At 61.8% G+C, this 25,258-nt stretch carries 20 protein-coding genes; 9 read left to right on the top strand and 11 right to left on the bottom strand.

Annotation, left to right across the window (positions count from 1 at the left end):
• Position 1: 1 nt before the first annotated feature.
• Both ACTJJ6_RS16805 and ACTJJ6_RS16800 read right to left on the bottom strand, forming a co-directional pair.
• Positions 2-1,144, bottom strand: a complete 1,143-nt coding sequence (locus tag ACTJJ6_RS16805; protein ID WP_197834865.1) for an efflux RND transporter periplasmic adaptor subunit — start codon at positions 1,142-1,144, stop codon at positions 2-4.
• Between the two features lie 120 nt (positions 1,145-1,264).
• Complete coding sequence (locus ACTJJ6_RS16800; protein WP_049299281.1) at positions 1,265-2,779, bottom strand: MDR family MFS transporter; 1,515 nt, start codon at positions 2,777-2,779, stop codon at positions 1,265-1,267.
• Positions 2,780-2,861: 82 nt separating this feature from the next.
• Here ACTJJ6_RS16800 and ACTJJ6_RS16795 point away from each other — a divergent pair, with 82 nt between their 5' ends.
• Positions 2,862-3,530, top strand: coding sequence for a TetR/AcrR family transcriptional regulator (locus ACTJJ6_RS16795; RefSeq protein ID WP_228009708.1), 669 nt, complete (start codon positions 2,862-2,864; stop codon positions 3,528-3,530).
• On the opposite strand, the gene ACTJJ6_RS16790 is transcribed toward ACTJJ6_RS16795, so the two are convergent.
• Both ACTJJ6_RS16790 and ACTJJ6_RS16785 read right to left on the bottom strand, forming a co-directional pair.
• Positions 3,527-4,222, bottom strand: coding sequence for a class I SAM-dependent methyltransferase (locus ACTJJ6_RS16790; protein WP_048797238.1), 696 nt, complete (start codon positions 4,220-4,222; stop codon positions 3,527-3,529). The genes ACTJJ6_RS16795 and ACTJJ6_RS16790 overlap by 4 nt on opposite strands.
• 76 nt (positions 4,223-4,298) lie before the next feature.
• Positions 4,299-5,438: an agmatine deiminase family protein gene (locus ACTJJ6_RS16785; protein ID WP_049299284.1), complete on the bottom strand. Its 1,140-nt coding sequence runs from the start codon at positions 5,436-5,438 to the stop codon at positions 4,299-4,301.
• A gap of 143 nt (positions 5,439-5,581) precedes the next feature.
• Here ACTJJ6_RS16785 and ACTJJ6_RS16780 point away from each other — a divergent pair, with 143 nt between their 5' ends.
• The 3 genes from ACTJJ6_RS16780 to ACTJJ6_RS16770 all read left to right on the top strand — a co-directional run bounded on the left by ACTJJ6_RS16780 (position 5,582) and on the right by ACTJJ6_RS16770 (position 10,780).
• On the top strand, positions 5,582-6,445 hold the full coding sequence (locus ACTJJ6_RS16780; protein WP_016927672.1) for a LysR substrate-binding domain-containing protein: 864 nt from the start codon (positions 5,582-5,584) through the stop codon (positions 6,443-6,445).
• Between the two features lie 161 nt (positions 6,446-6,606).
• A complete protein-coding gene (gene ggt, locus ACTJJ6_RS16775) occupies positions 6,607-8,280 on the top strand; it encodes a gamma-glutamyltransferase (RefSeq protein WP_016927671.1) in 1,674 nt (557 codons plus the stop codon).
• A 202-nt stretch (positions 8,281-8,482) separates the two neighbouring features.
• The gene (locus ACTJJ6_RS16770; protein WP_197834884.1) at positions 8,483-10,780 is read left to right on the top strand and encodes an FdhF/YdeP family oxidoreductase; all 2,298 of its coding nucleotides are present in this window, start codon (positions 8,483-8,485) and stop codon (positions 10,778-10,780) included.
• Between the two features lie 67 nt (positions 10,781-10,847).
• Here the strand turns inward: ACTJJ6_RS16770 and ACTJJ6_RS16765 are convergent, their stop codons facing one another.
• Together ACTJJ6_RS16765 and ACTJJ6_RS16760 are read right to left on the bottom strand one after the other, a co-directional pair.
• Entirely contained in the window at positions 10,848-12,773 is a 1,926-nt protein-coding gene (locus tag ACTJJ6_RS16765; RefSeq protein ID WP_049299288.1) for a DUF3857 domain-containing protein, read from the bottom strand.
• 122 nt (positions 12,774-12,895) lie between these two features.
• Positions 12,896-13,465 (bottom strand): helix-turn-helix domain-containing protein, encoded by a 570-nt coding sequence (locus tag ACTJJ6_RS16760; RefSeq protein WP_176063136.1) that lies wholly within the window; start codon positions 13,463-13,465, stop codon positions 12,896-12,898.
• Positions 13,466-13,594: 129 nt separating this feature from the next.
• Here ACTJJ6_RS16760 and ACTJJ6_RS16755 point away from each other — a divergent pair, with 129 nt between their 5' ends.
• Positions 13,595-14,491, top strand: a complete 897-nt coding sequence (locus ACTJJ6_RS16755) for a DMT family transporter (RefSeq protein WP_440802377.1) — start codon at positions 13,595-13,597, stop codon at positions 14,489-14,491.
• Between the two features lie 210 nt (positions 14,492-14,701).
• On the opposite strand, the gene ACTJJ6_RS16750 is transcribed toward ACTJJ6_RS16755, so the two are convergent.
• The 5 genes from ACTJJ6_RS16750 to tetR form a co-directional block, all read right to left on the bottom strand.
• Complete coding sequence (locus tag ACTJJ6_RS16750) at positions 14,702-15,307, bottom strand: nitroreductase family protein (RefSeq protein ID WP_016927666.1); 606 nt, start codon at positions 15,305-15,307, stop codon at positions 14,702-14,704.
• 69 nt (positions 15,308-15,376) lie between these two features.
• Complete coding sequence (locus tag ACTJJ6_RS16745) at positions 15,377-16,675, bottom strand: c-type cytochrome (protein ID WP_337055299.1); 1,299 nt, start codon at positions 16,673-16,675, stop codon at positions 15,377-15,379.
• Between the two features lie 28 nt (positions 16,676-16,703).
• Positions 16,704-18,962 (bottom strand): molybdopterin cofactor-binding domain-containing protein, encoded by a 2,259-nt coding sequence (locus ACTJJ6_RS16740; RefSeq protein ID WP_440802380.1) that lies wholly within the window; start codon positions 18,960-18,962, stop codon positions 16,704-16,706.
• Complete coding sequence (locus ACTJJ6_RS16735) at positions 18,959-19,432, bottom strand: (2Fe-2S)-binding protein (RefSeq protein ID WP_049299295.1); 474 nt, start codon at positions 19,430-19,432, stop codon at positions 18,959-18,961. The genes ACTJJ6_RS16740 and ACTJJ6_RS16735 overlap by 4 nt, the downstream gene beginning before the upstream one ends.
• A 175-nt stretch (positions 19,433-19,607) precedes the next feature.
• Positions 19,608-20,249, bottom strand: coding sequence for a tetracycline resistance transcriptional repressor TetR (gene tetR / locus ACTJJ6_RS16730; RefSeq protein ID WP_049299297.1), 642 nt, complete (start codon positions 20,247-20,249; stop codon positions 19,608-19,610).
• A 64-nt stretch (positions 20,250-20,313) separates the two neighbouring features.
• On the opposite strand from tetR, the gene tet(41) reads away from it, so the two are divergent.
• The 4 genes from tet(41) (at position 20,314) to ACTJJ6_RS16710 (ending at position 25,220) form a co-directional block, all read left to right on the top strand.
• Positions 20,314-21,492: a tetracycline efflux MFS transporter Tet(41) gene (gene tet(41), locus ACTJJ6_RS16725; RefSeq protein ID WP_071525934.1), complete on the top strand. Its 1,179-nt coding sequence runs from the start codon at positions 20,314-20,316 to the stop codon at positions 21,490-21,492.
• A gap of 194 nt (positions 21,493-21,686) precedes the next feature.
• The gene (locus tag ACTJJ6_RS16720) at positions 21,687-22,661 is read left to right on the top strand and encodes a sulfonate ABC transporter substrate-binding protein (protein WP_206194731.1); all 975 of its coding nucleotides are present in this window, start codon (positions 21,687-21,689) and stop codon (positions 22,659-22,661) included.
• Between the two features lie 259 nt (positions 22,662-22,920).
• Positions 22,921-23,655, top strand: a complete 735-nt coding sequence (locus tag ACTJJ6_RS16715) for a MurR/RpiR family transcriptional regulator (protein ID WP_016927659.1) — start codon at positions 22,921-22,923, stop codon at positions 23,653-23,655.
• Positions 23,656-23,783: 128 nt separating this feature from the next.
• Entirely contained in the window at positions 23,784-25,220 is a 1,437-nt protein-coding gene (locus ACTJJ6_RS16710; RefSeq protein WP_139375584.1) for a 6-phospho-beta-glucosidase, read from the top strand.
• Positions 25,221-25,258 lie beyond the last annotated feature (38 nt).

Genomic DNA, 25,258 nt, shown 5'->3' with positions numbered 1-25,258 from the left:
ATCACTGCTCCCCGCGTTGGGCTTTGTCGAGCGAGACGGCGACCGGCTTCACCGCCGCGCCGATCGTCACCTTGCTGGTGCCTTCGACGATCAGGCGATCGCCCTCGTTCAGCCCGCTGCCGATCAGCCAGTTGCTGCCCACCACCCGTTCGGCGGTGACGGTGCGCTGCGCCACTTTATTTTGCTCGTCCACCACCAACGCGGTGGCTTCCCCTTTGGCATTGCGGGTGATGCCCTGCTGCGGCGCCAGAATGGCTTTAGAATCGACGCCGTTATCCACCGTGGCGTGGACATACATGCCGGGCAACAGTTCATGTTCGGGGTTGGGGAACACCGCGCGCAGCGTGACCGAACCGGTGGCCTCATCCACCGCCACCTCGGTCAACTCCAGCTTGCCGGCGTGGGCATAAGACGTGCCGTCTTCCAGCTTGATGGCGACCGGCGTGACCGCGCCGCGCTGTAACGCCGCCTGCTGGCGTCGCAACTTAAGCATCTGGGCGCTGGACTGGGTCAGATCGACATAGATCGGATCCAACGCGCGGATGGTGGCCAACGCATCGGTCTGGCTGGCGGTGACCAGCGCGCCCGGCGTCACGGATGAGATGCCGATACGCCCGGCGATAGGCGCACGCACCTGGGTATAACCGAGATTGATGCGCGCCGTCTCCAGCGCCGCCTGATACTGCGCCACCGACGCCACGGCCTGCAGATACGCGGCTTTGGCGTCGTCTGCGTCCTGTTTGGAAACGCCGTTTTCTTTCACCAGCGCCGCATAGCGCTGCGATTTGAGCCGGGTGGATTGCACCGTGGCCTGGGCGTTTTTCAACTGGGCGGCGGCCTGATCGTAGCTGGCCTGATAGCTGGCGGGATCAATTTGATACAATACCTGCCCGGCTTTCACCTCGGCCCCTTCGGTAAACAGCCGCTGCTTGATGATGCCATCGACCTGCGGTCGCACGTCGGAGGTCATGGTGGCGTTGACCCGGCCGGTCAGCTCGCTGCTCAGGGTCACCGACTGGCCGCGCAGCGTGACCACGCCGACCTCCCGTTCACCGCCTGCGCCCGACGGCGCGCCGGCGTTTTGCCCATCGCAGGCGGCCAGCGACAGCGACAGCCCCAGCGCTAAAAGCGTTTTCCTCTGCATTGCAATACGATCCTATTGAGAATAACTATTCTCAATATATCGAATGCCGCGATGCGCTTCTGAAAGGGTTGCGTAAGGATTCGGTAAAAGTCCGTCGGGCTGAGCCGGCCGGTATCGCGATTATTTGTGCCGCAGCGGCACGTCTTTCAAGAGCCAGGTCAGCGCAAAAGCCAGCGCCATCACCCCGGCGGCAATTTGATACACCGAATGGATCGCCCCGCCGAAAGCCTGCAGGTAATCCTGCTGCAGCGCCGTCGGCAAATGGTGCACCGCTTCTGCGCCGAGCGAGCGCGGCAGCTGCGCGCCTTCCGGCAACAGCGCCGCCAAACGGGTGTGCAACACCTGCGTGAAAATCGCCCCGAACACCGCCACGCCTATCGAACCGCCGATAGAGCGGAACAGCGTGGCGCTGGACGTCGCGACCCCGATATGTCGGGGCTCCACGCTGTTTTGCGCCGCCAAAATCATCACTTGCATCACCATGCCCAGCCCCAATCCCAGCAGGCAAAGATACAGATACAGTTGCTGCACCGGCGTGTTATTGGTCAGAGTGCCGAGCAGCGTCATGGCCCCCAGCGCGCACAGGGTACCGACGATCGGGAACAGGCGATATTTACCGCGTTTGCTGATGATCCGCCCGCTGATGATCGAGCTGGCCATAATGCCGCCCATCAACGGCAGCAGCTGCATCCCGGCCTGCGATGGCGTCGAGCCTTTCACCACCTGCAGATACAGCGGCAGGAAAGTCACGGAGCCGAACAGCGACATGCCGACGATAAAGCCGATCAGGCCGCACAGCACGAAGGTGCGGTTGCGAAACAGCCCGAGGGGAATGATCGGTTCAGCGGCCAGCCGTTCCTCATAGATAAAGCCGCCCAGCGACACCAGGCCAAAGGCCAGAATGCACCACAGCTGGCCGTCCGACCAGGCCATTACCGTGCCCCCCTGGCTGGTGAACAGGATGATGCAGGTGAGCGCCATCGCCAGGTAACCGGCGCCCAGGACGTCGATTTCATGCCGCACTCGATTAACCTGCGACTGAAACACTGCGCCAATCACCAGCAGGGCGAACAGGCCCAGCGGCAGATTGATGTAGAAAATCCAGCGCCAGGAAAAATGCTGCACCAACAGGCCGCCGATCAGCGGCCCCACCACCGTGGCCAGGCCGAATACCCCGCCGAACAGCCCCTGATAACGGCCGCGTTCCGCCGGCGGGATCACGTCGCCGACCACCGCCAGGGTGACCACCAACAGCCCACCGCCGCCCAACCCTTGCAGCGCGCGCATCATAATCAGCTGCGTCATATTTTGCGCCAGCCCACACAGTACCGACCCAAGCAAAAACAGCAAAATAGCGATTTGCAGCACAATCTTGCGGCCGAAAAGATCGCCAAATTTGCCGTACAGCGGCACCACGATAGTGGAAGACAGCAGATAGGCCGTCACCACCCAGGACAGTTTCTCAAGCCCACCAAACTCGCCGACGATGGTCGGCAGCGCGGTGGAGACAATGGTTTGATCCAGCGCCGCCAGCAGCATCACCAGCAGCAACGCGGAAAACAGCAACGGGAGCGAAGGCGCCTTGGCTGGCGCCCCGCCCTGATCGGGCCGGATTGTCGGGTTTTCTATCTCCATCGAAGTCAGTTCACTTGTAATTAATTAATCGCATAATTAATATATGAGTCATCCTTTTCTCCGGTCAATGGATCTCACCGCGATGACAGCACGAAACGTTCAAACTCCCGCCAAGCCTCGCCGCCCCGGCCGGCCGAGCGGCGGTGCCAAAGGGGCTGACAAACGCGAGCATTTGCTTGATACCGCACTGAACCTGTTTGCCCGCCAGGGGATCGTAGACACCTCGTTGAACGCCATTGCGCGCGAGGCAAACGTCACCCCGGCCATGCTGCACTACTACTTTCATAACCGCGATCAGCTGCTGGACGTGCTGATCGAGGAGCGCTTTCTGCCAGTGCGCAAGATGGCCGGCGAAGTATTCGACGCCAACGCGGACGATCCCGTCACCGCCTTCACCCTGCTGGCGCAACGTTTTATCGACATCGCGTTGGAACACCCCTGGTTCGCCCCGCTGTGGCTGCGGGAGGTTATGAGTGAAAGCGGCGTGCTGAAACAGCGCATGGATGAACGCTTCGGTAATGAACGCCATCAGATCGCGCTGCAAGCCATCGCGCGCTGGCAGGCGCAGGGTAAACTTAATCCCGATCTCGAGCCTGCCCTGCTGTTCTTCACCCTGTTCGGCATCACGCTGCTGCCGCTGGCCACCGCGCCCAAATGGCGGCGCGAACGGGATAAAGGCCAGCTAAACGCCGAAGATATCGCCCGCCACGCCGTCGCCCTGCTGCGCTACGGCATCGGCCCGGCGCGTTAACTCACTGGCTCTGGGGATTTAACCAGCCGAAACACCGTTTTGGTGTGCCAATAGTAGTCGATCGCCGCCGCGATATTCGGCATCCAACCGTCCGGCTCATAGGGTACGAAGCCGGAAAAACCCAGCCTGCGGGCAGAAACCTGGAACCCCGCGCCGGAGAAAATGCGCGCATAGTCATCCAGCGAGCGATCCTGCACCACGGTATGCGTCTGTTCAGCTACCCTTGCGCGCCATTGCGGCCACAGCGGGTTGTCGGTGTGGCAACCGGTCACCGCATAGTAAACGCCGCCCGGCTTCAGCGCCCGCAGCATATCGGCGGCATGCTGCGCGATATCTTCGATCAGGTAGATGACTTCATGGCTGAAGGCGATATCGAAATGGTCATCCCAGCCCGTCAGCCGCGTGTCGGTTTGATAACCGATCGGCAGGTTTCCTTTCAGGCGGTTGGCGTGTTCGACGGACTGGCGGGCGATATCGACGCCGAGCCCTTCACGAAATGGCCGGATTTGGTGCAACAGACGCAGAAAACCGCCCTGATTGCAGCCGAAGTCCAGCACCCTGACGCCGGACAGTTCGTGTTCCGGCACCAGAGTTAGCAGATGCCGCCAGATAGGCGCATGGCCTTCCGCCATGGCCTGCTCTGCGTGCGGATCGCGATACCAGGTGGGGATGCTCAAGGGGGAGTCGTTCATTATGGCCTCCTTATGTTTCCACTCAGCCAACCACAGCCTAGGGCGACAAACAACCGCGTGCGCATTTTTTGAACATTCACTGCTCTGGCTTGCCATGCACCGGCAGTTGACTGGTCACGCAGTGAATGCCGCCGCCGCCGGCGGCGATGGCGTCGATCTCCAACTGTACTACCTTGCGCTGCGGATAGAGCGCCGACAGCAGCGTAAACGCCGCCTTATCCGCCTGCGGGTCGCCAAATTCAGGGGCGATCACCGCGCCGTTGATCACGAAATAGTTGATGTAGCCCGCCGCGAAATCGGGATTGCGGCGGCTGAATCGGCTGTCGCGCGGTGCCAGCGGCGGCGAAAGCGTATGCACCTGCAACGTGCGGCCATCGGCGTCGGTCGCTGTCTTGAGGATCGCCAGATGCGCCTGGGTAACCGCATGATCATAAGAGGCCGGATCGGTATCCAGGTTGGCCACCACCACGCCCGGCCGCACGAAACGGGCGTAAAAATCGACGTGGGCATCGGTGATATCCCGGCCTTTAATGCCCGGCAGCCAGATAATTTTGCGCAGGCCGAGCATCGCTTTCAGCTCCCGCTCAACCCGCTCCCGGCTCCAGCCCCGGTTGCGGTTCGCATTCACCCAGCAGCTCTCGGTCATGATGCCGGTGCCGTGCCCATCCACTTCGATGCCGCCGCCTTCGCCTACCAGCGCGCTGCGGCGCGGTTGAGCGACGCCGTATTTTTTGGCGGCGAACGCCGCCAGACGCGCATCCTTGGCATGTCGCTGTTTATTGCCCCAGCCGTTGAAGTTGAAATCCACCGCGCCCAGCGCACCGGCGTCGTTGACGACGAAATTGGCGCCGATGTCGCGCATCCAGATGTCATCCAACTCGGTGACGACATAGCTGACGTTATGGCTGCCGCAGGTCGCTTCCGCCAGTTGCCGTTCGTGCGCGCGGCAAAATACCGTCAGTGGCTGAAACTCGGCGATGGCGCGGGCGATGCGCCCCTGCGCGGCCTGCACGTCCGCCGTGAACCCGCCCCAAATCGCACGCTGCGCGCCGAACGCGAGAAACGCCCGCTGCTGCGGTTCCCCTTCGTCGGGCAGGCGCCAGACCGGGTTAAGCGCAGCTTTCGCGTGACCGTGTAACGAAATGCCCAGCGATGCCGCCAAACCCACGCCGGCCACTGCCGAAAACTGCTTGATAAAGGTGCGACGCGTTGCCATAAATGGCCTCTTTAAATTAATTTAAATTCAAATGGTTATCCGGTTTCTTTACGCTCCGGCGCTTGAATCCCATGCTAGTCTTCCCCTGCCACCGCGACAAACGATATATTTAGTGGATATCTGATTAGACAGGCTTATCGATAATGTTAAAACACTGGCCTCCTTTGAGCGCCCTGCGCGGTTTCGAAGCGGCGGCGCGCCTGGGCAGTTTTCATCAGGCCGCCGAAGAATTGCACCTGACCCAATCGGCCATCAGCCAGCAGATCCGCAGCCTCGAAGCGTTTCTGGAACAGCCGCTGTTCTTCCGCACCGGCCGCAGCGTAACGCTGACCGACGCCGGCCACGATCTGTTCAGCACCGCACAGGTGATGCTGCAACAGCTGGCCGTCGGCATTCGCCGTTTGGATCAGTACCGCAAACCCAACCAGCTGATCGTCAACACCACCCCGGCCTTTGCCCGCCACTGGCTGACGCCGCGGCTGGGCGATTTCAACCGGCGACATCCTCAGATCGATCTGTGGCTGTTCACCAGCTTTGAACCGCCGGATATGGCGACGGACAGCATCGATCTGGCGATCCGCGACGATCTCAGCGCGCAGGCGGACTGCACCTTCAAGGTTCTCTGTACCGACCGGCTCTACCCCGCCTGCCACCCCAGCCTGCTGGCGTTGACGCCGGAGCAGCGCGTGACCTTGCACGGCGAACGTGAGATGGACTGGAGCCACTGGGCGGTGGCGGGCGGCGCGCACGTCGGCCAACGCGACAGCGGGCTGAACTTCTCCGATCCTGGTCTGCTGCTGGACGCCGCCTGCAATGGCCTCGGCATCGCGTTGGTCAGCCAACTGCTGGCGCAACATGCGCGCGACGTCGGGCTGCTGCAACCGTTAACCGAGCAACGCGTGCGCGGCGCCAACTGGGCGTGGCTGCTGCACCGCGACAGCGAACACAATCCGCTCGCCCGGCACTTCTGCCAATGGCTCCAGTCGGCGCTGTCCGCCGGCGCATAACGCGCCACGTCACGATTTGCTACTCTGGTCAGGCGGCCCCGCCTGACCGCTGCTACCTTCAATAAAGCGTCGCAACAACCCGAAGAAAACGCGCTAACCTGCTGTTTCAAAATAATTAGTTGAATTCACCTGATAACTGAACATCGCTAAAAGGATCTTCTATGTCTGCCGGTTTATTGAAAACGATAGCTCTGAGCGTGGCCCTTGCCTGCACCGTTCCCGCCGCCTTTGCCGCCGATCTGACCGCCGGCGCGGTCGCCGCCCCGGATCAGTATGGCGCCAAGGTCGCCGCGCACATTCTGCAGGCCGGCGGCAACGCGGTCGACGCGGCGGTCGCCACCGCCTTTACCCTCGCGGTGACCTACCCTGAAGCCGGCAATATCGGCGGCGGCGGCTTTATGACGTTGTACGTCGACGGCAAACCCTATTTCCTCGACTACCGCGAAGTGGCGCCCAAGGCCGCCGGCAAGACCATGTATCTGAACGAGAAAGGCGAAGTGATCGAAAATCTCAGCCTGGTGGGCAGCCGCGCCGCCGGTGTGCCGGGCACCGTGCTGGGGTTGTGGGAAGCCCATAAGCGTTTCGGCAAGCTGCCGTGGGCCGAACTGCTGACGCCGGCGATAGGTTACGCCCGGCAAGGTTTCACCGTGGCGGACCAGCAGTATCAGTACCGTGAAGACGCCAACAAACTGTTCGCCGGTAAAACCAACTTCGGCGACTATTTCGGCGCCATGAAGCCCGGCACGGTGTTTAAACAGCCGGAGCTGGCCGCCACCCTTGAGCGCATCGCCAAATCGGGCGCCGACGATTTTTATCACGGCGAAACCGCCCGCCTGCTGGTGGCGCAAATGCAGCGCGACAACGGGCTGATCGGCGCGGCGGATTTGGCCGACTATCGGGTGAAATGGCGTGAACCGATGCGCATCAGCTGGCGCGGCAACACCGTGTATACCGCCCCGCTGCCCAGCTCCGGCGGCATTGCGTTGGCGCAGCTGCTGGGGATCAAAGAAGATCGCGCGGCCGACTTCAAGGGCGTGCCGCTCAACTCGGCGCGCTATATCCACCTGTTGGCGGAAATCGAAAAACGCGTGTTCGCCGATCGCGCCGACTACCTTGGCGACCCGGATTTCACTAACGTGCCGGAAGCGCAGCTGATCGCCCCTGATTACCTGCAAAAACGCGCCGCCGAGATCAATCCGCAGGCGATCTCGCCGACCGAACGGGTGCGGCCGGGGCTGGAAAGCCACCAAACCACCCACTTCTCGATCGTCGATGCGGCCGGCAACGCGGTCAGCAACACCTATACGCTCAACTGGGACTTCGGCAGCGGCGTGGTGGTCAAAGGCGCCGGCTTCCTGCTTAACGACGAGATGGACGACTTCAGCGCCAAACCCGGCGTCGCCAACGCCTTTGGCGTGGTGGGCAGCGACGCCAACGCCATCGAGCCGGGCAAACGCATGCTCTCCTCGATGAGCCCGACCATCATCACCCGCGACGGCGACGTCACCCTGGTGATCGGCACCCCGGGCGGTTCACGCATCTTCACCTCGATCTTCCAGGTGATCAACAACCTCTACGATTACCACCTGCCGCTGGCGCAGGCGGTGGCCGCCCAGCGCGTGCACCATCAGCTGTTGCCGAAGGATACCGTCTACTATGACAGCTTTGCGCCGCTGACCGGCAAACCGGCGGACGAGCTGAAGGCCATGGGTTACACCCTCGAAGACCAGGGCTGGAACATGGGGGATATTCAGGTCATCCGCATCGATGGCCGCACGCCGGAAACCGCGTCCGATCCGCGTGGCCGCGGCGTGGGCCTGGTGGTGAAAAAGTAACGCCCCGGCGGCCCGCCTTCGATTAGACGGGCCGCTACTTCCCCGCATTGACTGCCGCTGCACCCTTTCTTACTCATCTATACTGAAGCGACAGGCGCGCGTTTGACGACGGCGGTGTCTGCCTTCCTTCTTAGACGATAACGAAAATATTATCTTTAAATCAATCACCTGCATTTGTCGTAAGCGGTGTCGGAGGCAATCAATAATGGCGAAAAGACGAGCAGTACCCGGTGTCCATCCCTACGATGGGCCCGCCGGCGGTTGGGGCGCGCTGAAAGCGACGGCCATCGCCGTGCGCACACAGATGGATACCTTAGAAGCGCCGGTGACACTGATGCGCACCAACCAGCCCGACGGGTTTGACTGCCCGGGATGCGCATGGCCGGATAAAGAGCATCGCTCCACCTTTCAGTTTTGCGAAAACGGCGCCAAAGCGGTGACCTGGGAAGCGACCAGCAAGCGCGTGACGCCCGAATTCCTGGCGCAAAATACCGTGACCTCACTGCTGCAAAAAACCGATTATCAGTTGGAAGACTATGGCCGCCTGACCACGCCCCTGTTTTATGACGCCGGGACGGACACCCTGCGCCCGCTGGCCTGGGACGAGGCGTTCCAACGCATCGCCGCCGTCTTGCAGACGCTGCCGCCGGAACAGGTGGAATTTTATACCTCCGGCCGGGCGTCCAATGAGGCGGCCTACCTGTTCCAGCTGTTTGCGCGTGAATTTGGCAGCAATAACTTTCCCGACTGCTCCAACATGTGCCATGAGCCGACCAGCGTTGGCCTGCCGCAATCGATCGGCATCGGTAAAGGCACCGTCTCGCTGGACGACTTTGACAGCGCGGAGCTGGTTATCTCCATCGGGCACAATCCGGGCACCAACCACCCGCGCATGATGGGCACGCTGCATGAGCTGGCGCGCAAAAAAGTACCGATCATTGTCTTTAACCCGCTGCGCGAGCGGGCGCTCGAACGTTTCACCGATCCGCAAAACGTCATCGAAATGGCGACCTACAGTTCGACCCCGATCGCTTCAACCTACTATCAGGTCAAAGCCGGCGGTGACGCCGCGGCGCTCAAAGGCATCGCCAAAGCGTTGCTGCAGCTGGATGATGAGCATGGCAATGCGCTGGATCACGCCTTTATTGCCGAGCACACTGAAGGGTTTACGGCTTTCGCCGCCGACCTGAAGGCCACCGGTTGGGATGCGATTGAGGCGGAGAGCGGCCTGGCGCGCCGGGATCTGGAACAGGTCGCCGCCGCTTACGCGAAATCCAATGCCACCATCGTGACCTACGGTATGGGCATTACGCAACACAATAAAGGCACCGCCAACGTGCGCCTGATCGCTGACCTGCTGCTGCTGCGCGGCAACATCGGCAAACCGGGCGCCGGCATTTGCCCGCTGCGCGGCCACTCTAACGTGCAGGGCAATCGCACCGTCGGCATCACCGAAAAACCCTCGGCCGAATTTTTGGCGAAGTTGGAAACGGTGTTTGGCTTCACGCCACCCAAGGCCCACGGTCACGATGCCGTGAAATGCATGCAGGCGATGATCGACGGCGCCTCGAAGGCGTTGATCTGCCTGGGCGGCAACTTCGCCGTAGCGCTGCCGGACCCCGATCAGAGCTTCCCGGCGATGAAAGCGCTGGAGTTAAGCGTGCATATCGGCACCAAACTCAACCGCAGCCATCTGTTGGTGGCGAAAGAAACCCTCATTCTGCCCTGCCTGAGCCGCACCGAACTGGACATGCAGGCCGGCGGGCGACAATCGGTGACGGTGGAGGATTCGATGTCGATGGTGCATGCCTCGTCCGGCAAATTAAAACCGGCGTCGGAACTGCTGCGTTCGGAACCCGCCATTGTGGCCGGCATGGCCAAAGCGGTGATGCCCGCCAGCAAGGTGCCCTGGGATGAACTGATCGAAGATTACGACGTGATCCGCGATCTGATCGAAAAAACCATTCCGGGCTTCGACGATTACAACGCGCGCATTCGCCAACCCGGCGGTTTCCGCATGCCATTGCCGCCGACCGAACGCCAGTGGCCGACGGCGACGGGCAAGGCGATGTTTTCGGTGTTCAGCGGGTTACACGAAGACCAGATTGCGGCGGAACAAAATACGCTGCGGCTGATCACCCTGCGCAGCCACGATCAGTACAACACCACCATTTATGCCCTGGATGACCGCTATCGCGGGGTTTTCGGCCGGCGCGACGTGCTGTTTATGAATGACAGCGATCTGCAACGTTTGGGGCTGGAGCATGGCGACGTGGTCGACCTGGAAACGGCGTTGCCCGGCAGCACCCAGCGCCTGGAAGGCATCACGGTGATCGCCTACAACATCTCAGCCGGCTCGGTCGGCGCCTACTACCCAGAAGCCAACGTGCTGGTGCCGCTGCATTACATCGATGAGGAGAGCGGCACGCCTTCGTACAAATCGGTGCCAATCCGCGTGAAGTTGAGATCCAAAGAGGTGCGCGCGGTTAAGATCGCTTAGTGGGAACGCTACGGCCCCCACTGGCATCTGAGTGGGGGCCATTTTTATCCGACTACGGGGCAGCGGCTTATTTGCCGTTGGCCAATTCGCCGTACACCACCTGGCCGCGGAAACCGCGCCGCACCTGCTGGAACAGCTCGCGGAACGCCGGGTAATCCTGCGCCTGGCACAGCGCTTCCTTGCCGCGAATGGCGTTCACCTGCAGGCGGTGATTGACGGTCACCTGCTGCCCGTCGCGCCGCCACGCCACGCGATAGTCGCCCGCCGCATTGCGGAACTGCCTGTCTTGCGGAATGGCGATAATCGGCACGTTGGCCGGCAGCTGCAGACGGTAGGTTTCGTCGTAGCGCTGCGCGCTGCAGTAGAACGGGGTTTCGTTGCCCGGCGCCGCCGTGGTGGTATACAGCGTGCGGAACGATTTGCCGCCGGGCGGGTTGGGCAACGTCATGCCGCCCACCACGCCGAAATCGACGTAGTCGTCCGCCTTGAAGCGGAAGCGGTAACCGAACTGCTTTTTGAGATCCAGCGGATCGCTGTTCATCGCCACCTCGCCGCTGCCGTCGATGCCGGAGGCGGACATGATCGTCGCTTCGGCCTGCGCCCGGTTCTGGCGGTTGATCTGCGAGAAGTAGCCCCGCAGGTCAATCTCTTCCACTTCGCTCAGCCGGCGCTCGGTTTGCCCATGCAGATTGCCCGCCTTGTCGAACACAAAATCGACGCTCAGCGCGCTGTTGACCGGCTGCTCGTCGCTGCCCGGCGTGCGCGCCAGTTTGGCGTCGCGCGTGAGCAGCACCGGCGCCCCCAGATCCCCCTCCGGCAGTTGGCCGAACCGCGCCCAGGGATTGGTTGAGTCCAGGTACAAATTGAATTCAGGCACGTAGGTGATGGCGTGATTAAAGCGGCCGAGCAGCGGCACATTAGGCAGTATCGGGCCTTCATCCATGCCGATCAGCACCGGCGAGCTTTCAATGCCCTTGGCGGCGAGCAGCGCCTCCAGGATCACCACATGATCCTTACAGTCGCCATAGTGATTATCGAGAATGCTCTGCGCCGAATTCGGCTCCAGCCCGCCGTTGCCCAGGTACACCGCCACGTAGCGAATGTTTTGCGCCACCCAGCGATAGAGCGCCTCCGCCTGCTCGCGCCGATCGCTGATGCCGGCGGTGATGTTGTCCGCCAGCGCCTGAATGCCCGGCGTCACCTTCGCCGCCGCGCCGGCCTTCAGCTGGTAGGCCTTGGCCAACTGCGGCCACTCGCGGTAGGTGCTGGCCATGATGGTCGGGCTGAAGGTCCAGCTGTCCGCCGCCCAGTTTTGCGCCTTCATCGGCGCGCTGCGCGAATAATGCCAGCGCCAGTGCGCTTGGCCGTTGCGGATCTGCGGTTGGTCCCCGCCCTCGACGCCGCGCGTGAAGATATGCATCGGCAGCTTGGCCGGCGCCTGCAGGGTCACTTCGGCGTCGTCGAACTGATCGAAAACGCTGAAGGTCTCCCACAGGCCGAAATAGTCAGGGAAATACGGGGTGTTCTGCGTGCGGCGCAGTTCGTACACCACGCGCGAGCCCGGCGCCAGGTTGGAGAACACGATGACGCGCACTTTGCGGTCGGCATACAGCGGCGCCGTGGCGCTGGAGTAGCTCTCCTGGGTGTAGATGCGATCGGGCGCCACATCGTGGCGCTGGCCGTCGGCGGTCAGCGTATAGGCAGCGACCACCTCCAGCGTTTCCATTTTCTCGCTGTAGCTCAGGCGGATCTGGCTGAATTTTTCGACCGCCGCCTTGGTTTTCAGCAGCACTTCGTAGCTTTCCGTCTTCACGTTGGTGGCGTTGGCGTTAACGCGATAATCCGCACGATAGCGCACGAAGCTGAAATCGTTGTTGGCCGTGTCGTTCTGGCCCTGATCCGCCGCAGCGGGCGGTGCAGCGGCCAACACGGTGGCCGGGTGCGTCGCCGTCAAACCGGCGAGTAACAGTATGGAAGGAATAGCGATTTTCATCTTCGGTCCTTGAAGGGCGTTAAGCAGCGACACCGGGCCATACGCCCGTCCCGGCGTCAAAACAGGCGGGCACACTAATATAATTGAGAATCATTTTCAATAAACGAACCATCAACGCCGCGCTAGCCCTGCTCGATCAACATGACGGCGGTGGTCTCCGGCTCCAGCGCTTCGAAAATATGCTCGCGATCGGCGGAGTAACTGATGTAATCCCCGGCGCTCAGCACCTGCGGCTGATCCACCGGGCCAAGGCGCGCCCGTCCACTGCTGATGATCACGTGCTCGACGGTGCCCGGCGGATGCGGCCGCGAGCATTTCGTTTCACCGGGTTGCACCCGCAGCCGGTAAATGTCGCGCTGCGCGCCCGGCGGGCAGGTGGCCAGCAGCGTGGCGGCGTAGTTGCCCTGCTCCGACAGCGCCGGCGTTCCTTCATGGGCGCGGATCACTTGCACTGGCCTGCTCGGCTGTGAAATCAGCCGGCTGACCGGCACATCCAGCGCCATCGCCAACGCCCACAGCGTTTCCAGGCTGGGATTGCCGCTGCCGGCTTCGAGCTGCGACAGCGTGGATTTGGCGATGCCTGCGCGCTTCGCCAGCTCGGTCACCGACAGATTCAATCGCTCCCGCTCGCGGCGGATTGCCGCCGACAAGAGGCCGATCGGCGTGATGTTCTGCATCAGGTTATCGCTCATTGTTCATTATACCATTCAATTGTTCGACTTGACGAACACCGTCAACCATGTTCATCATAATGTCCAGTTGTTCATTTTAATGACTAAGCGGCTTCATCACAAGCACGGCCAGGCAACGAGGAAAATGACATGAAAACGACAACGCGCGGCGCAGTGCAAATGATCCTCGCCATGACAATCTCCGGCACCGTCGGTTGGCCGGTACTTGTTTTAGGGCAGCCGCCCGCCACGGTGGTGTTTTGGCGCTGCGCGTTCGGCGCGCTGGCGATGCTGGCGACCTGCGCCGCGCTTGGGCAGTTGAAACCCGGCGCGATCAACCGGCGGCAGCTGGCTGTCGCCATCCTCGGGGGTATCGCGCTGGTGCTCAACTGGACGCTATTGTTTGCTGCCTATCAGCACGCTTCGATCGCTGTCGCCACCGTGACCTACCACGTTCAGCCGTTTATGTTGGTGGCGCTGGGGGCGCTGCTGTTCGGCGAAAAACTGACGGCTAACCGGCTGGGCTGGCTTCTGCTGGCATTCGCGGGGATGGTGTTGATCGTCACCGGCCGGCAGAGCGGTGGCGGCGAGGGCGACTATCTGCTCGGCGTGGCGCTGGCGCTGGGCGCGGCCCTGATGTACGCCCTGGCGGCGGCGATCGTCAAACAGTTGGCCGCGCTGCCGCCGCAGCTGCTCGTGTTGATTCAGCTGACCGTCGGCGCGCTGGCGATGGCGCCGTTCGCCGCTTTGGCCCACCTTCCCGCGAAACAGACCGACTGGCTGCTGCTGGCAACCCTCGGCCTGGTGCATACCGGGGTGATGTCCACGTTGCTCTATGGTGCGATCCAGAAAATCCCCACCGCTCTGGTCGGCACGCTGTCGTTCATCTACCCGGCGGTGGCGATCGTGGTGGACTGGGCGGCGTTCGGGCACCGTCTCAGCCTGCTGCAGTTGCTGGGCACGCTGGCCATTCTCGGCGCGGCGGCGGGCATGAACTTCGGCTGGCGATGGGCGCCCGCCGCGCACCGGGCCGGTAAAATCAGTTAATCCCGCCCGATGGGCAAGCTATGCACAATAAGGCATTCGCCTTGTGTCCGGCGCGGTGCTATTTATTTAAACCGTGTAGGGTAGAAGGAGTTTTTCTATGTGGCATCACCGCCTGCAACGGCGCATCCGTTTCAGCTACTGGAACGAACTGTGCGTCACAAAAAAATAAGGGAAGGCGCAAGCCTTCCCTTTTGTCATTCACCGTTCAGCTCAGAAGCGATCGGTTTTCACCACCTCGTCGAACGGCAGTTTGCCGATGCGCGGATAAGGCTGCCCCACCGCCTTGCCGATGGCGACCATCAGCGCGATCTGATAGTGAGCCGGTTTGTTGATAATCTCGCCCACCGCGTCGAAATCAAACCCGTCCATCGGGCAAGAGTCGTAACCCTGCGCCTTGGCCGCCAGCATCAGCGTCTGGGCGAAGATGCCGCTGCTGCGCATCACCTCGTCGCGCTGCACCTGCGGCTTACCGCGATAATACTGATCGACGGCCGGGATCATGAACTGCTGTACCGGCTCCGCCGCCTCGGCCCAAACGGTTTTTACCTGTGACTCCCAGCTCGACAGATCGCCGCACAGCACGACCAGCATCGATGCGTCGGTCACCTGCGCCTGCCCCCACGCCGCTTCGCGAATTTTCTCGCGTTGTGCGCGATCTTCGATCAGCAGCGGACGCCAGTGCTGCAGGTTAAACGCGCTGGGTGCGCCCTGCAGCGCAATGTTCAACAGCGCTTTTTTCTCTTCGAGCGTCATCACGTGCTGCGTATCAAACTGCTTGGTAGCGCGGCGCTGACGGATTGCGTCTAACGTATTCATTTTACTGCCTCTGTCCATGTGAAAAGCGCTATTGTCGCCAACACGGCGCGGCTGTCCAGCCCCCGGCGGCTATTTCTGCGCGGTTTCGGCGCGCAAGCGGCCGACCTGCGCCGTCAAATCGGGCCACGGTGCCTGACCGGCGTAATGCTGCCGCAGGTAGTTGAGCAGGATGGCGATCTGCGCGTCATTCAGGTTATGGCGAAAGCCCGGCATATAGCCCAGCTCGGCGTTCGCCGGCCGCTGTATGCCGTTCAGCACCACGCGAATGGCGTTGTCCGGCGCGTCGGCGAACAGGTTGGTGTTCAGCGCCAGTGACGGCCGCACCCCCGCCATCTGCGCGCCTTTTTCCTGCGCATGGCACGCCATGCAGGCGCCGGAAAACAGCCGCGCCCCTTCCGAACTCAGAGGCTCCACCTGCCGTTCCGCCTGAGCGTTTAACGTTGCCGCCGTAGCGCCCGCCGCCGTTTCAGGATGATAGCTGCGCAAGTAGACGGCGATCGCCTGCAGATCGGCCTGCGGCAAGCGCGACAGGCCTTCTTCGATCACCGGCGCCATCGGGCCGGCGGCGACGCCGTGGTTGGCCGAGTAGCCGGTGCGCATAAACTCGACCAGATCCTGCTGCGTCCAATCGAGCGGCGCGGGCGAGCGGCCGGTCAACGCCGGCGCCGTCCAGCCTTCCGCCACGCCGCCGTCCAGATGGTCGTCACCGGTTTTCTCGCCGAACAGCACGTTGCGCGGCGAATGGCAGGCGCTGCAGTGCCCCAGCCCTTCGACCAGGTACGCGCCGCGGTTCCAGTCGGCGCTCTGGGCCGCCTCGTCCTGCATCGCGCCCGGCGTCAGGAACAGCAGGTTCCAGGCAAAGATGCCCTGGCGAATATTGAACGGAAAGTGCAAATCGGTGGCCGGTGGCCGGTATTTGACCGCCGGCTGTGACATCAGGTAGGCGTACAGCGCCTGCAGATCGTCGTCGCGGGTGCGGGTAAAGGCGGTATAGGGAAACGCCGGATAGAGATAGCGGCCCTGGCGATCGACGCCGTGGCGCATGGCGCGCTCGAACGCCGCGTAACTCCAGCTGCCGATGCCGGTTTCCACATCCGGCGTGATGTTGGTGGTGTAAATGGTACCGAAGGGGATCTCCATCGCCAGCCCGCCGGTGTTGCGCTCACCGCCCGCACGGGTGTGGCACACGGCGCAGTCGCCGAGATCGGCCAGGGTTTTGCCGCGCGCGATCTGCGCCTCGCTGAAACTGTGGGTCGCATCGGCGGCGAGCGGCGCGATTTCCGGCTGCCAACTGGCGACCACGCCGGCGACCACAACGGCGATCACCGTGACGCCGCCCCACCCGACGATTTTTTTCATCTTACTCATCTTTGCTGTCCTTGTTCGTTACGGGGGGTTAATGGCCGGCCTGAGCGCGCAGCGCGGCGAGCACCCGCGCCGGTGTGAACGGCACCTCCCGCAGGCGCACGCCGAGCGCGTCAAACAGCGCGTTGCCGATCGCCGCCGCACTCGGCACCGAGGCGGACTCTCCGGCGCCCATCGGCGCTTCGTCCGGGCGGTCGATCAGCTGGATATCGACCTGCGGCAATTCGTCGAAGCGCAGGATCGGATAGCCGCCCCAGTCCAATGACGTCACCCCCGTCTCGTTGAAGGTCACAAACTCTTTCAGTACCCGGCTGGCGGATTGGATAATGTTGCCGTGCACCTGATGGCGCACCCCGGCCGGGTTGATCATCCGGCCGCAGTCATGCGCCACGAAAATTTTATCGAGCGTGATCTGCCCGGAAAGGCGGTTGACGCTGAGATCGCACACCCAGGCCGCCCAGGCGGCGCCAAAGCCGGGGAATTTGCTGTGGAAATAGCGCGCATAGGCGAAGCCGCGGCCGCTCGCCACTTCGGCGCCGGCGGCGCGCGACCGGTGCGCCGGGCCGTCTTGCCAGTTCGCCTGGCGCTTCAGAGCCTCGATCAAGGCCACCGCGCGCGGATCGTTCAGGTAACGCAGGCGAAACGTGATCGGGTCCTCGCCGGCGCGCCAGGCCAGCTCGTCGATCCAGGACTCATGGGCGAACACGTTGGGCAGCGCCGAAACGCCGCGCATCCACGACGCCCGCACGATCGGCGCGGCGTCCTGGCAAATCACCCGCATGTGCGGATACGCGTATTGCGGAATGGCGGTGCGATCGCCCATCTGTTGCACGTCGGCCCGGTTGGCCATCTTGCCGGTCAACACCAGCGGCAAGGTCACCGCATTGTTGGACGGATAGCTGGTTTTCAACTCGTAGGCCGCCACTCGGTTTTGCGCGTCGAGGCCGCCGCGCACCCGGATCAGCTGACCGGTGCCCTTCGGCTCCCAGCCGGATTCCTGTTCGCGCATCAGCTGCACCCGCACCGGGCGGCCGGTCGCCCGCGCCAACAGCGCCGCGTCCGCCGAGACGTCGTCGGCGCAGTTGCGGCCATAGCAGCCGGAGGCCTCCATACGGGTGATGTGCACCTGCTCAGGCGGCAATTCCAGCAGCGTGGCGATGTCTTTGCGCAGATCGTGCGGGTTTTGCGTGCCGGACCACACCTGCGCCCGCCCGTCTTTAACCTCCGCCACCGCGCAGGAAGGGCCGATCGAGGCGTGCTGATGGTAGGGCCAGACATAATCAGCCCGCACTTCAGTATGCAGCGCCGCCAGCGCGGCATCCGTGCCCGCATCGTCGCGCAGCACGCGGTCGGTTTTCGGGTTGGCCTCCAGCGCGGCAGGCAGCGCTTCCGGCGACAGATCCGGCAAGCCGGCCCAGGGTTTCCATTCGGTTTTCAGCTGGCGCATGGCGGCGACCGCCTGCTCTTCGCGCTCGGCCACGATGCCGATGAAATCGTTGATCACCACCAGTTTCACGATGCCCGGCAGGTGCGCGATCGAACGTTCATCCACCGACAACAGGCCGCCGCCCAGCGGGGCGCTGCTGTCGGCGCCTACGTAAGGCGGGCGCACCACCCGGCCATGCAGCATGCCGGGCAAACGCAGATCGTGCACGTAGGTCAGCCCACCGCTCACTTTGGCCGGAATGTCGACTCGGGCAACGGCGCGGCCGACGTAGCGATTCTGCTGTTCACCGTTCAGCGGCACGTTTTTATCCAGCGCCACGTGCAGATTCTGCCCGCTCGCCAGCTGCGCATAGCTCAAGGCGCGCCCCGGATTCTTGGTCACAAACACCTGCCCCGCGGCCGCCGTCAGCTGGTCGGCCGGCAGTTCGAAGGCTTTGGCCGCCAGCGCCGTCAGCATATGTCGCACCTGCGCCGCCGCCTGGCGCAGCGGCACCGACGTGACCTGGATGGTGGCGCTGGCGATGGTCGGCCCCTGATCCGGCGTGCGTTGCGTATCGCCCAGGATCATCGTGACGTGCTCGAACGGCGCGCAAATTTCGTCGGCGACGATCTGCGCCAGCGCGGTGCGAATGCCGGTGCCGAGATCGACGTGGCCATTGAAGGCCGTCACCCGGCCGTCGGCGGTGAGGCTGATAAAGCTGTCCACCCGATCCAGCGGCAGATCGGCAGGCGATGAAACCGCCTCGGCGGCGAAGGCGTTAAACGGCGCGGGCAGCAGACTGCTGACCATCACCACACCCCCGGCCTGCAACAACTGTCGGCGGGTCAGTTCGAGGCGGCTCATGCTTGCCTCCGCGCAGCCAGCAGATCGCGGGCGCGCTCGGCGGCGCGCAAGATCTCAAGGTGGGTGCCGCAGCGGCACAGGTTGTAGGCCAGCTCTTTCTTGATTGTCTGTTCATCTGCATCCGGCTCGCGTTCGAACAACGCGACCAGCGTCATGATCATGCCATTGGCGCAGTAACCGCACTGCGCCGCCTGCTCATCGATAAACCCTTGCTGCACCGGGTGCGGCGTTTCCGCTGTTCCCAGGCCTTCCAGCGTAGTGACGGACTTGCTTCCTACCGCGGCCAGCGGCATTGAGCAGGAGCGAGCGGCGACGCCGTCGATAAGCACCGTGCAGGCGCCGCACTCCCCCAGGCCGCAGCCGTATTTGGGGCCATTCAAGTGCAGATCGTTGCGTAAAACGTACAACAGCGGGGTCTCGGGCGCGAGATTGCCGAGTGGAACCACCCGGCCATTAACATTGATTTCCATGGTGAAACTATCCCTTAAACAAACGGATTTAATCCGTAACATCACTGCGGCGAATAATTGAGCAGCATGCTAATAATTATCATCAAAAGACTTGATGATGTTAAGGGAATGTAGCCGCCATGGCTTTAACGAAAAGTGGGTATTTTCTATAAATTTCCGATAGATAAGCCCGGTTTTATGATTGCTTGCCGTGATTATTGTCGATCATCAATTCGGCCTCGGCGCCGTCAACCAACAACCGCACGCTGGCTTCGAACAGCGCGTCTGCCCCCTTATCCTGCAATGTTTCCCAGCCTTCGCACAGCAGCGGGTAACGCCGGCGATCGGCGTCATTCAGCGCATCGTCCGGCTGCATTTGTTGCTCTTCCAGCACCCAGCCCACCACGAAGCGCCCGACGGCGAACAGCAGATTAACGGCGCGTTCCGGCGTCAAGCCCGCCCGGCACAGCAGCGCCACCTTGGCCTCGATAATGGCGAATTGCGGCTCCTGCGGCCGGGTGCCGGCGTGCAGACGCGCGCCGTCGCGGTAAGCCAGCAGAGCCCGACGGAAGTTGCCGGCATTGGTGACAACCCAATCCTGCCAGGGCATGTCGGCGGGCACCTCTTCACGGTGATCCAGCATGATGGTTTCCGCCATCGCCTTCAGCAGCTCGGCCTTGTTCTTGAAATGCCAATAGAGCGTGGGAGATTGCACGCCCAAATGTTGCGCCAGGCGGCGGGTGCTCAGGGCATCGATGCCGATGTCGTTCAGCAACGCCAGCGCCCCGCGCAGGACGGTTTCTCGCGTTAAACGTGTCGCAGTATTTTTTTCGTTCATATCTCTATCACTGATAGGGTAACTGTGGAATACTCAATACTCTATCACTGTTAGAGTCACAATTTTGAAAAAACCCATGCTGGTTATTTTGTTGACGGTGTTGCTGGATGCGGTGGGCATCGGTCTGATCATGCCGATTCTGCCGGCGTTGTTACGTTCGCTGGGCGGTCTTGACGCCGGCAGCCTGCACTACGGCGCCCTGCTGGCGGCCTATGCGTTAATGCAATTTCTGTTCTCGCCGATCCTCGGCGCGCTGAGCGATCGTTTCGGCCGGCGGCCGGTGCTGCTCATCTCGCTCGCCGGCGCGGCGGCCGACTATCTGCTGATGGCGTTCGCACCGACGCTGGCCTGGCTCTATCTGGGCCGGTTACTGGCGGGCATCACCGGCGCCAACATGGCGGTCGCCACCGCTTACGTTACCGATATTACTCCTGCCGGCCAGCGCGCGCGGCGTTTTGGCCTGGTGGGCGCGGTGTTCGGCGTCGGCTTTATCGTCGGCCCGCTGCTCGGTGGCTCGCTGGGCGAATGGCATCTGCATGCGCCCTTCCTGGCGGCGGCGGCGATGAATGCCCTCAACCTGATCATGGCGTTTTTCCTGCTGCCGGAATCGCGCAAACCCCGCGCCCGCGCCGCCGAGAAAATCCGCCTCAATCCCTTTTCGTCATTGCGACGGCTGCACGGCAAACCGGGCCTGTTGCCGCTGGCCGGCATTTACCTGATCATGGCGCTGGTTTCACAGGCGCCGGCCACGCTATGGATTTTATACGGTCAGGATCGTTTCGGCTGGAGCATGATGGTGGCGGGCCTGTCGCTGGCCGGTTACGGCGCCTGCCACGCGCTGTCGCAGGCCTTCGCCATCGGCCCGCTGGTCGCACGGCTCGGCGAACGCAAGGCGCTGCTGATCGGCCTGGCGGCCGACGCGCTGGGTCTGATGCTGTTATCGATCGCCACGCGCGGCTGGGCGCCCTTTGCGCTGCTGCCGTTCTTCGCGGCGGGCGGCATGGCGCTGCCGGCGCTGCAGGCGTTGATGGCGCACAAGGTGGACGACGACCATCAGGGCGAGCTGCAAGGGACGCTGGCCAGCATGGGCAGCCTGATCGGCGTCGCGGGTCCGCTGGTGGCGACGGCGCTGTATGCCGCCACGCGCGATGTCTGGCCCGGCCTGGTCTGGGCGTCGGCCGCCGCCCTGTATCTGCTGGTGCCGCTGTTGCTGGGGCGTTCGCGCGAGCGTGACGCGGCATAGCGTCATGCCCCTCTCCCGCTTAAGCTCATTTATGGCTAAACAAGGCATTATTCAGCATAAGCGGGCGCTTTACACGCCACTGCGCCGCTCATTATCATCGCCCTTATCCCGCCGCAGGAAAATTTAAATGCCGTTTCATGGCGTTACGCCCAGCGCGTCATCGCTATCGTTCACTTGCCTATCGGAAAATCAGGATGAGAAAACTCACAACGCCGCTGATCGCCGCCCTGCTGCTCGGCCTGTTTAGCCTGTTTAGCCTGTTTAGCCTGCCGGCCGGCGCGCAGGAGAAACCGCAGCAAATCACCATCGGTTACCAGAAAGCCAACATTTTTGCGCTGCTGAAATACCGCGGCACGCTGGAAAAAGCCCTTGAGCCGCAGGGCGTCAAGGTTCGCTGGATAGAATTCCCCGCCGGCCCGCAGATGCTGGAAGGGTTGAACGTCGGCAGCATCGATCTGGCGGCGACCGGCGACGCCCCGCCGGCCTTCGCGCAAGCCGCCAAGGCCGATCTGGTTTATTTGGCGCATTCGCCGCCCAGCCCGAAAACCGAAGCCATCGTGGTGCCGCAGGATTCGCCGATCCGCTCCGTGGCCGATCTGAAAGGCAAACGCGTGGCGTTGAACAAAGGATCTGACGTCAATTACCTGCTGGTGAGCGCGCTGGAACAGGCCGGCTTGAGCTACAAGGACATCACGCCGGTCTACCTGCCGCCGAGCGATGCCCGCGCCGCCTTCCAGCGCGGCAGCGTCGACGCCTGGGTGATTTGGGATCCCTACTACGCCGAGGTGGAAACCCGTGCCAACGCCCGCCTGCTGAAAGACGCGGAAGGCCTGGTGCCGCACTACACCTTCTATCTCGCCAGCCGCCGCTTTGCCGAAACGTACCCGGACAGCGCCAAACAGGTGATTCAACAGCTCGGCGCGCTGAGCGACTGGGCCAACGGGCATCCACAGGAGGCGGCGGCGATCCTCGCTCAGAGCACCGGCCTGGATCAGGCCATTTGGGCCAGAGCCATCGCTCGCATGCCGTTCGGCAGCCAGCGCATGTCGCCGGAGGTGTTCAGGCAGCAACAACAGTTGGCGGATAAATTCACCGCCATCGGGCTGCTGCCGGTTAAGGTGGATGTCAACGCCGCCCGCTGGTCAGAAGATAAACCCGAGGCGCCATAGCTTTTGCCGCGCGTTGGCTTTAGAAAGCAGAAACCGGCATTTTGCCGCCGGCATCAGTTGGCCTATGCTAACTCTGTGTGATGAAACGCGTTTTCATGGCATGTCTTCCGGAACGTTTTTGCTTTAATTTGTTCGTCGTGAACCCTGGGCCGCCCCTGACTGGTGCGGCTTTTCTTTTTGTTCGGCAGTGCCGGCAGCGGCGAATTTTGCTATGGTAACCCGCAGATAAATGTCCCGTTTTCAGCCGCCGGATCGACTCATGTTTACCCATAAAGCAATCGCCGAGCTCAACGCCCTGGAGCTGATGGTTTATAACTACGTCAGCAAACACAAAAATCAAGTGATGTACATGACCATCCGCGAGCTGGCCGAGGCCGCCGGCGTGTCCACCACCACCGTGCTGCGATTTTGCAAAAAAATGGGTTGTGACGGTTATTCAGAATTTCGCATCCGTTTCAAACTGTATCTGGAGCAAACCGATGCGCCGCCGGTCGATTCCGGCATCGGCGAAATTCTCAGTTTTTTTAAAAGCGTCAGCAACGACGAATTTAATCAGTTACTCGATGAAGCGGCGCACCATATCGCCGCCGCCGAGCGGATTATTTTCGTCGGCATCAGCACCTCTGGCGCCTTGGGGAAATATGGCGCGCGTTTCTTTTCCAACGTCGGGAAATTCAGCACCCATATCGACGATCCTTATTATCCCGTCAACAGCGATATGTATAAAAACGCGGTGGCGATCATGTTGTCGGTCTCCGGCGAGACCGAAGAGATCCTGCGACTGGCGAGCCAGTTCAGCCTGCACCACTGCAAGATCATCAGCATCACCAACAACGAAACCTCTTCACTGGCGCGGCTGGCGGACTTTAATCTCTCCTACCACGTGCCGCAGCATTTGATCGGCGGGCATCACAATATCACCACGCAGATCCCCGTGCTTTACATTATTGAAACCATCGGCAAACGGCTTGGGCATATTAATTCGGAAAAATAAAACAGGCTGTTTTTTTATTGTGACAAATCACTTTGCACGGCGATTTGTTATATCGTGACATTTCTTTCGGTCTTGTTACTCTATTGGCAATGCAAACGTTATTATCCTTCATTAAATAAGATGAGACATTGACGATGAAACAGTTGCCGAAAGATTTTCTGTGGGGAGGCGCGGTCGCCGCGCACCAGGTTGAAGGCGGTTGGGATCGGGGCGGCAAAGGGCCAAGCATCGCCGACGTGCTGTCCGGCGGTTCGCACGGCGTGGATCGCGTGATGACCGACGGCGTGCTCGACGGCTATCGCTATCCCAACCACGAAGCGGTGGACTTCTACGGCCGCTACAAGCAGGACGTGGCGCTGTTCGCCGAGATGGGTTTCAAATGCTTCCGCACTTCGATCGCCTGGACGCGCATCTTCCCGAACGGCGACGAAGCAACGCCAAACGAGGCCGGCCTGCAGTTTTACGACGATCTGTTCGACGAGTTGCTGAAATACGGCATCCAGCCGGTGATCACCCTGTCGCACTTCGAAATGCCTTACCATTTGGTGAAAGCCTACGGCGGCTGGAAAAATCGCCGGGTGGTGGAGTTCTTCGTGCGCTTTAGCGAAGTGGTGATGCGCCGCTATCGCGAAAAAGTGAAGTACTGGATGACCTTCAACGAAATCAACAACCAGAGCAACTACCGCTACCCGCTGTTCGGCTACTGCTGTTCCGGCGTGGACTACACCCAGGAAGACAACCCTGAGCAGGCGCTGTACCAGGTGTTGCACCACCAGTTCGTCGCCAGCGCGCAGGTGGTCAAACTCGGTCATCAGATCAACCCGGAATTCAAGATCGGCTGCATGCTGGCCTGCGTGCCGTTTTACCCTTACTCCTGCAAGCCGGACGACGTGATGTACGCCGTGGAAGCGATGCACCAGCGCTATCTGTACACCGACGTGCAGATGCGCGGCTACTATCCCAGCTACCTGCTGCGCGATTGGGAACGCAAAGGGCTGAAGATCGAGATGCAGCCGCAGGACGCGCAGATCCTGCGCGAGGGCTGCACCGACTACATCGGCTTCAGCTACTACATGAGCAACGCGCTGCAGGCCAACGCGGTGGAAGGCAGCGACGGCATGTTCGGCTTCCCGGGCAATGTGCCGAACCCGTACGTCAAGGCCTCCGACTGGGGCTGGCAGATCGATCCGGTCGGGCTGCGCTATTCGCTGAACGTGCTGTATGAACGCTACCAGAAGCCGCTGTTTATCGTGGAGAACGGCTTCGGCGCCTTCGATAAGGTGGATGCGGACGGCCAGATCAACGATGACTATCGCATCGACTATCTACGCGCACATATCGAAGAGATGAAAAAAGCGGTGATTGAAGACGGCGTAGACCTGATCGGCTATACGCCGTGGGGCTGCATCGACTGCGTGTCGTTCACCACCGGTGAGTACAGCAAACGCTACGGGTTCATCTACGTCGACAAACACGACGACGGCACCGGCACGCTCGAACGTTCGCGCAAGAAAAGCTTCGACTGGTATCGCCGGGTGATCGCCAGCAACGGCGAACAGCTGTAACCGCACGACAGACAATCAGGGGCGATTTTCGCCCCTTT

Source organism: Serratia sp. 22278 (assembly GCF_052045405.1).
Taxonomy (GTDB): Bacteria; Pseudomonadota; Gammaproteobacteria; order Enterobacterales; family Enterobacteriaceae; genus Serratia; species Serratia marcescens.
This window is presented reverse-complemented; position numbering and strand designations above follow the sequence as displayed.

Excerpts from the sequence above, each read along its gene's own strand:
- ACTJJ6_RS16805 (WP_197834865.1), bottom strand. The coding sequence starts at position 1,144 with ATGCAGAGGAAAACGCTTTTAGCGCTGGGGCTGTCGCTGTCGCTGGCC.
- ACTJJ6_RS16800 (WP_049299281.1), bottom strand. The coding sequence starts at position 2,779 with ATGGAGATAGAAAACCCGACAATCCGGCCCGATCAGGGCGGGGCGCCA.
- ACTJJ6_RS16795 (WP_228009708.1), top strand. The coding sequence starts at position 2,862 with ATGACAGCACGAAACGTTCAAACTCCCGCCAAGCCTCGCCGCCCCGGC.
- ACTJJ6_RS16790 (WP_048797238.1), bottom strand. The coding sequence starts at position 4,222 with ATGAACGACTCCCCCTTGAGCATCCCCACCTGGTATCGCGATCCGCAC.
- ACTJJ6_RS16785 (WP_049299284.1), bottom strand. The coding sequence starts at position 5,438 with ATGGCAACGCGTCGCACCTTTATCAAGCAGTTTTCGGCAGTGGCCGGC.
- ACTJJ6_RS16780 (WP_016927672.1), top strand. The coding sequence starts at position 5,582 with ATGTTAAAACACTGGCCTCCTTTGAGCGCCCTGCGCGGTTTCGAAGCG.
- ggt (WP_016927671.1), top strand. The coding sequence starts at position 6,607 with ATGTCTGCCGGTTTATTGAAAACGATAGCTCTGAGCGTGGCCCTTGCC.
- ACTJJ6_RS16765 (WP_049299288.1), bottom strand. The coding sequence starts at position 12,773 with ATGAAAATCGCTATTCCTTCCATACTGTTACTCGCCGGTTTGACGGCG.
- ACTJJ6_RS16760 (WP_176063136.1), bottom strand. The coding sequence starts at position 13,465 with ATGAGCGATAACCTGATGCAGAACATCACGCCGATCGGCCTCTTGTCG.
- ACTJJ6_RS16755 (WP_440802377.1), top strand. The coding sequence starts at position 13,595 with ATGAAAACGACAACGCGCGGCGCAGTGCAAATGATCCTCGCCATGACA.
- ACTJJ6_RS16750 (WP_016927666.1), bottom strand. The coding sequence starts at position 15,307 with ATGAATACGTTAGACGCAATCCGTCAGCGCCGCGCTACCAAGCAGTTT.
- ACTJJ6_RS16745 (WP_337055299.1), bottom strand. The coding sequence starts at position 16,675 with ATGAGTAAGATGAAAAAAATCGTCGGGTGGGGCGGCGTCACGGTGATC.
- ACTJJ6_RS16740 (WP_440802380.1), bottom strand. The coding sequence starts at position 18,962 with ATGAGCCGCCTCGAACTGACCCGCCGACAGTTGTTGCAGGCCGGGGGT.
- ACTJJ6_RS16735 (WP_049299295.1), bottom strand. The coding sequence starts at position 19,432 with ATGGAAATCAATGTTAATGGCCGGGTGGTTCCACTCGGCAATCTCGCG.
- tetR (WP_049299297.1), bottom strand. The coding sequence starts at position 20,249 with ATGAACGAAAAAAATACTGCGACACGTTTAACGCGAGAAACCGTCCTG.
- ACTJJ6_RS16720 (WP_206194731.1), top strand. The coding sequence starts at position 21,687 with ATGAGAAAACTCACAACGCCGCTGATCGCCGCCCTGCTGCTCGGCCTG.
- ACTJJ6_RS16715 (WP_016927659.1), top strand. The coding sequence starts at position 22,921 with ATGTTTACCCATAAAGCAATCGCCGAGCTCAACGCCCTGGAGCTGATG.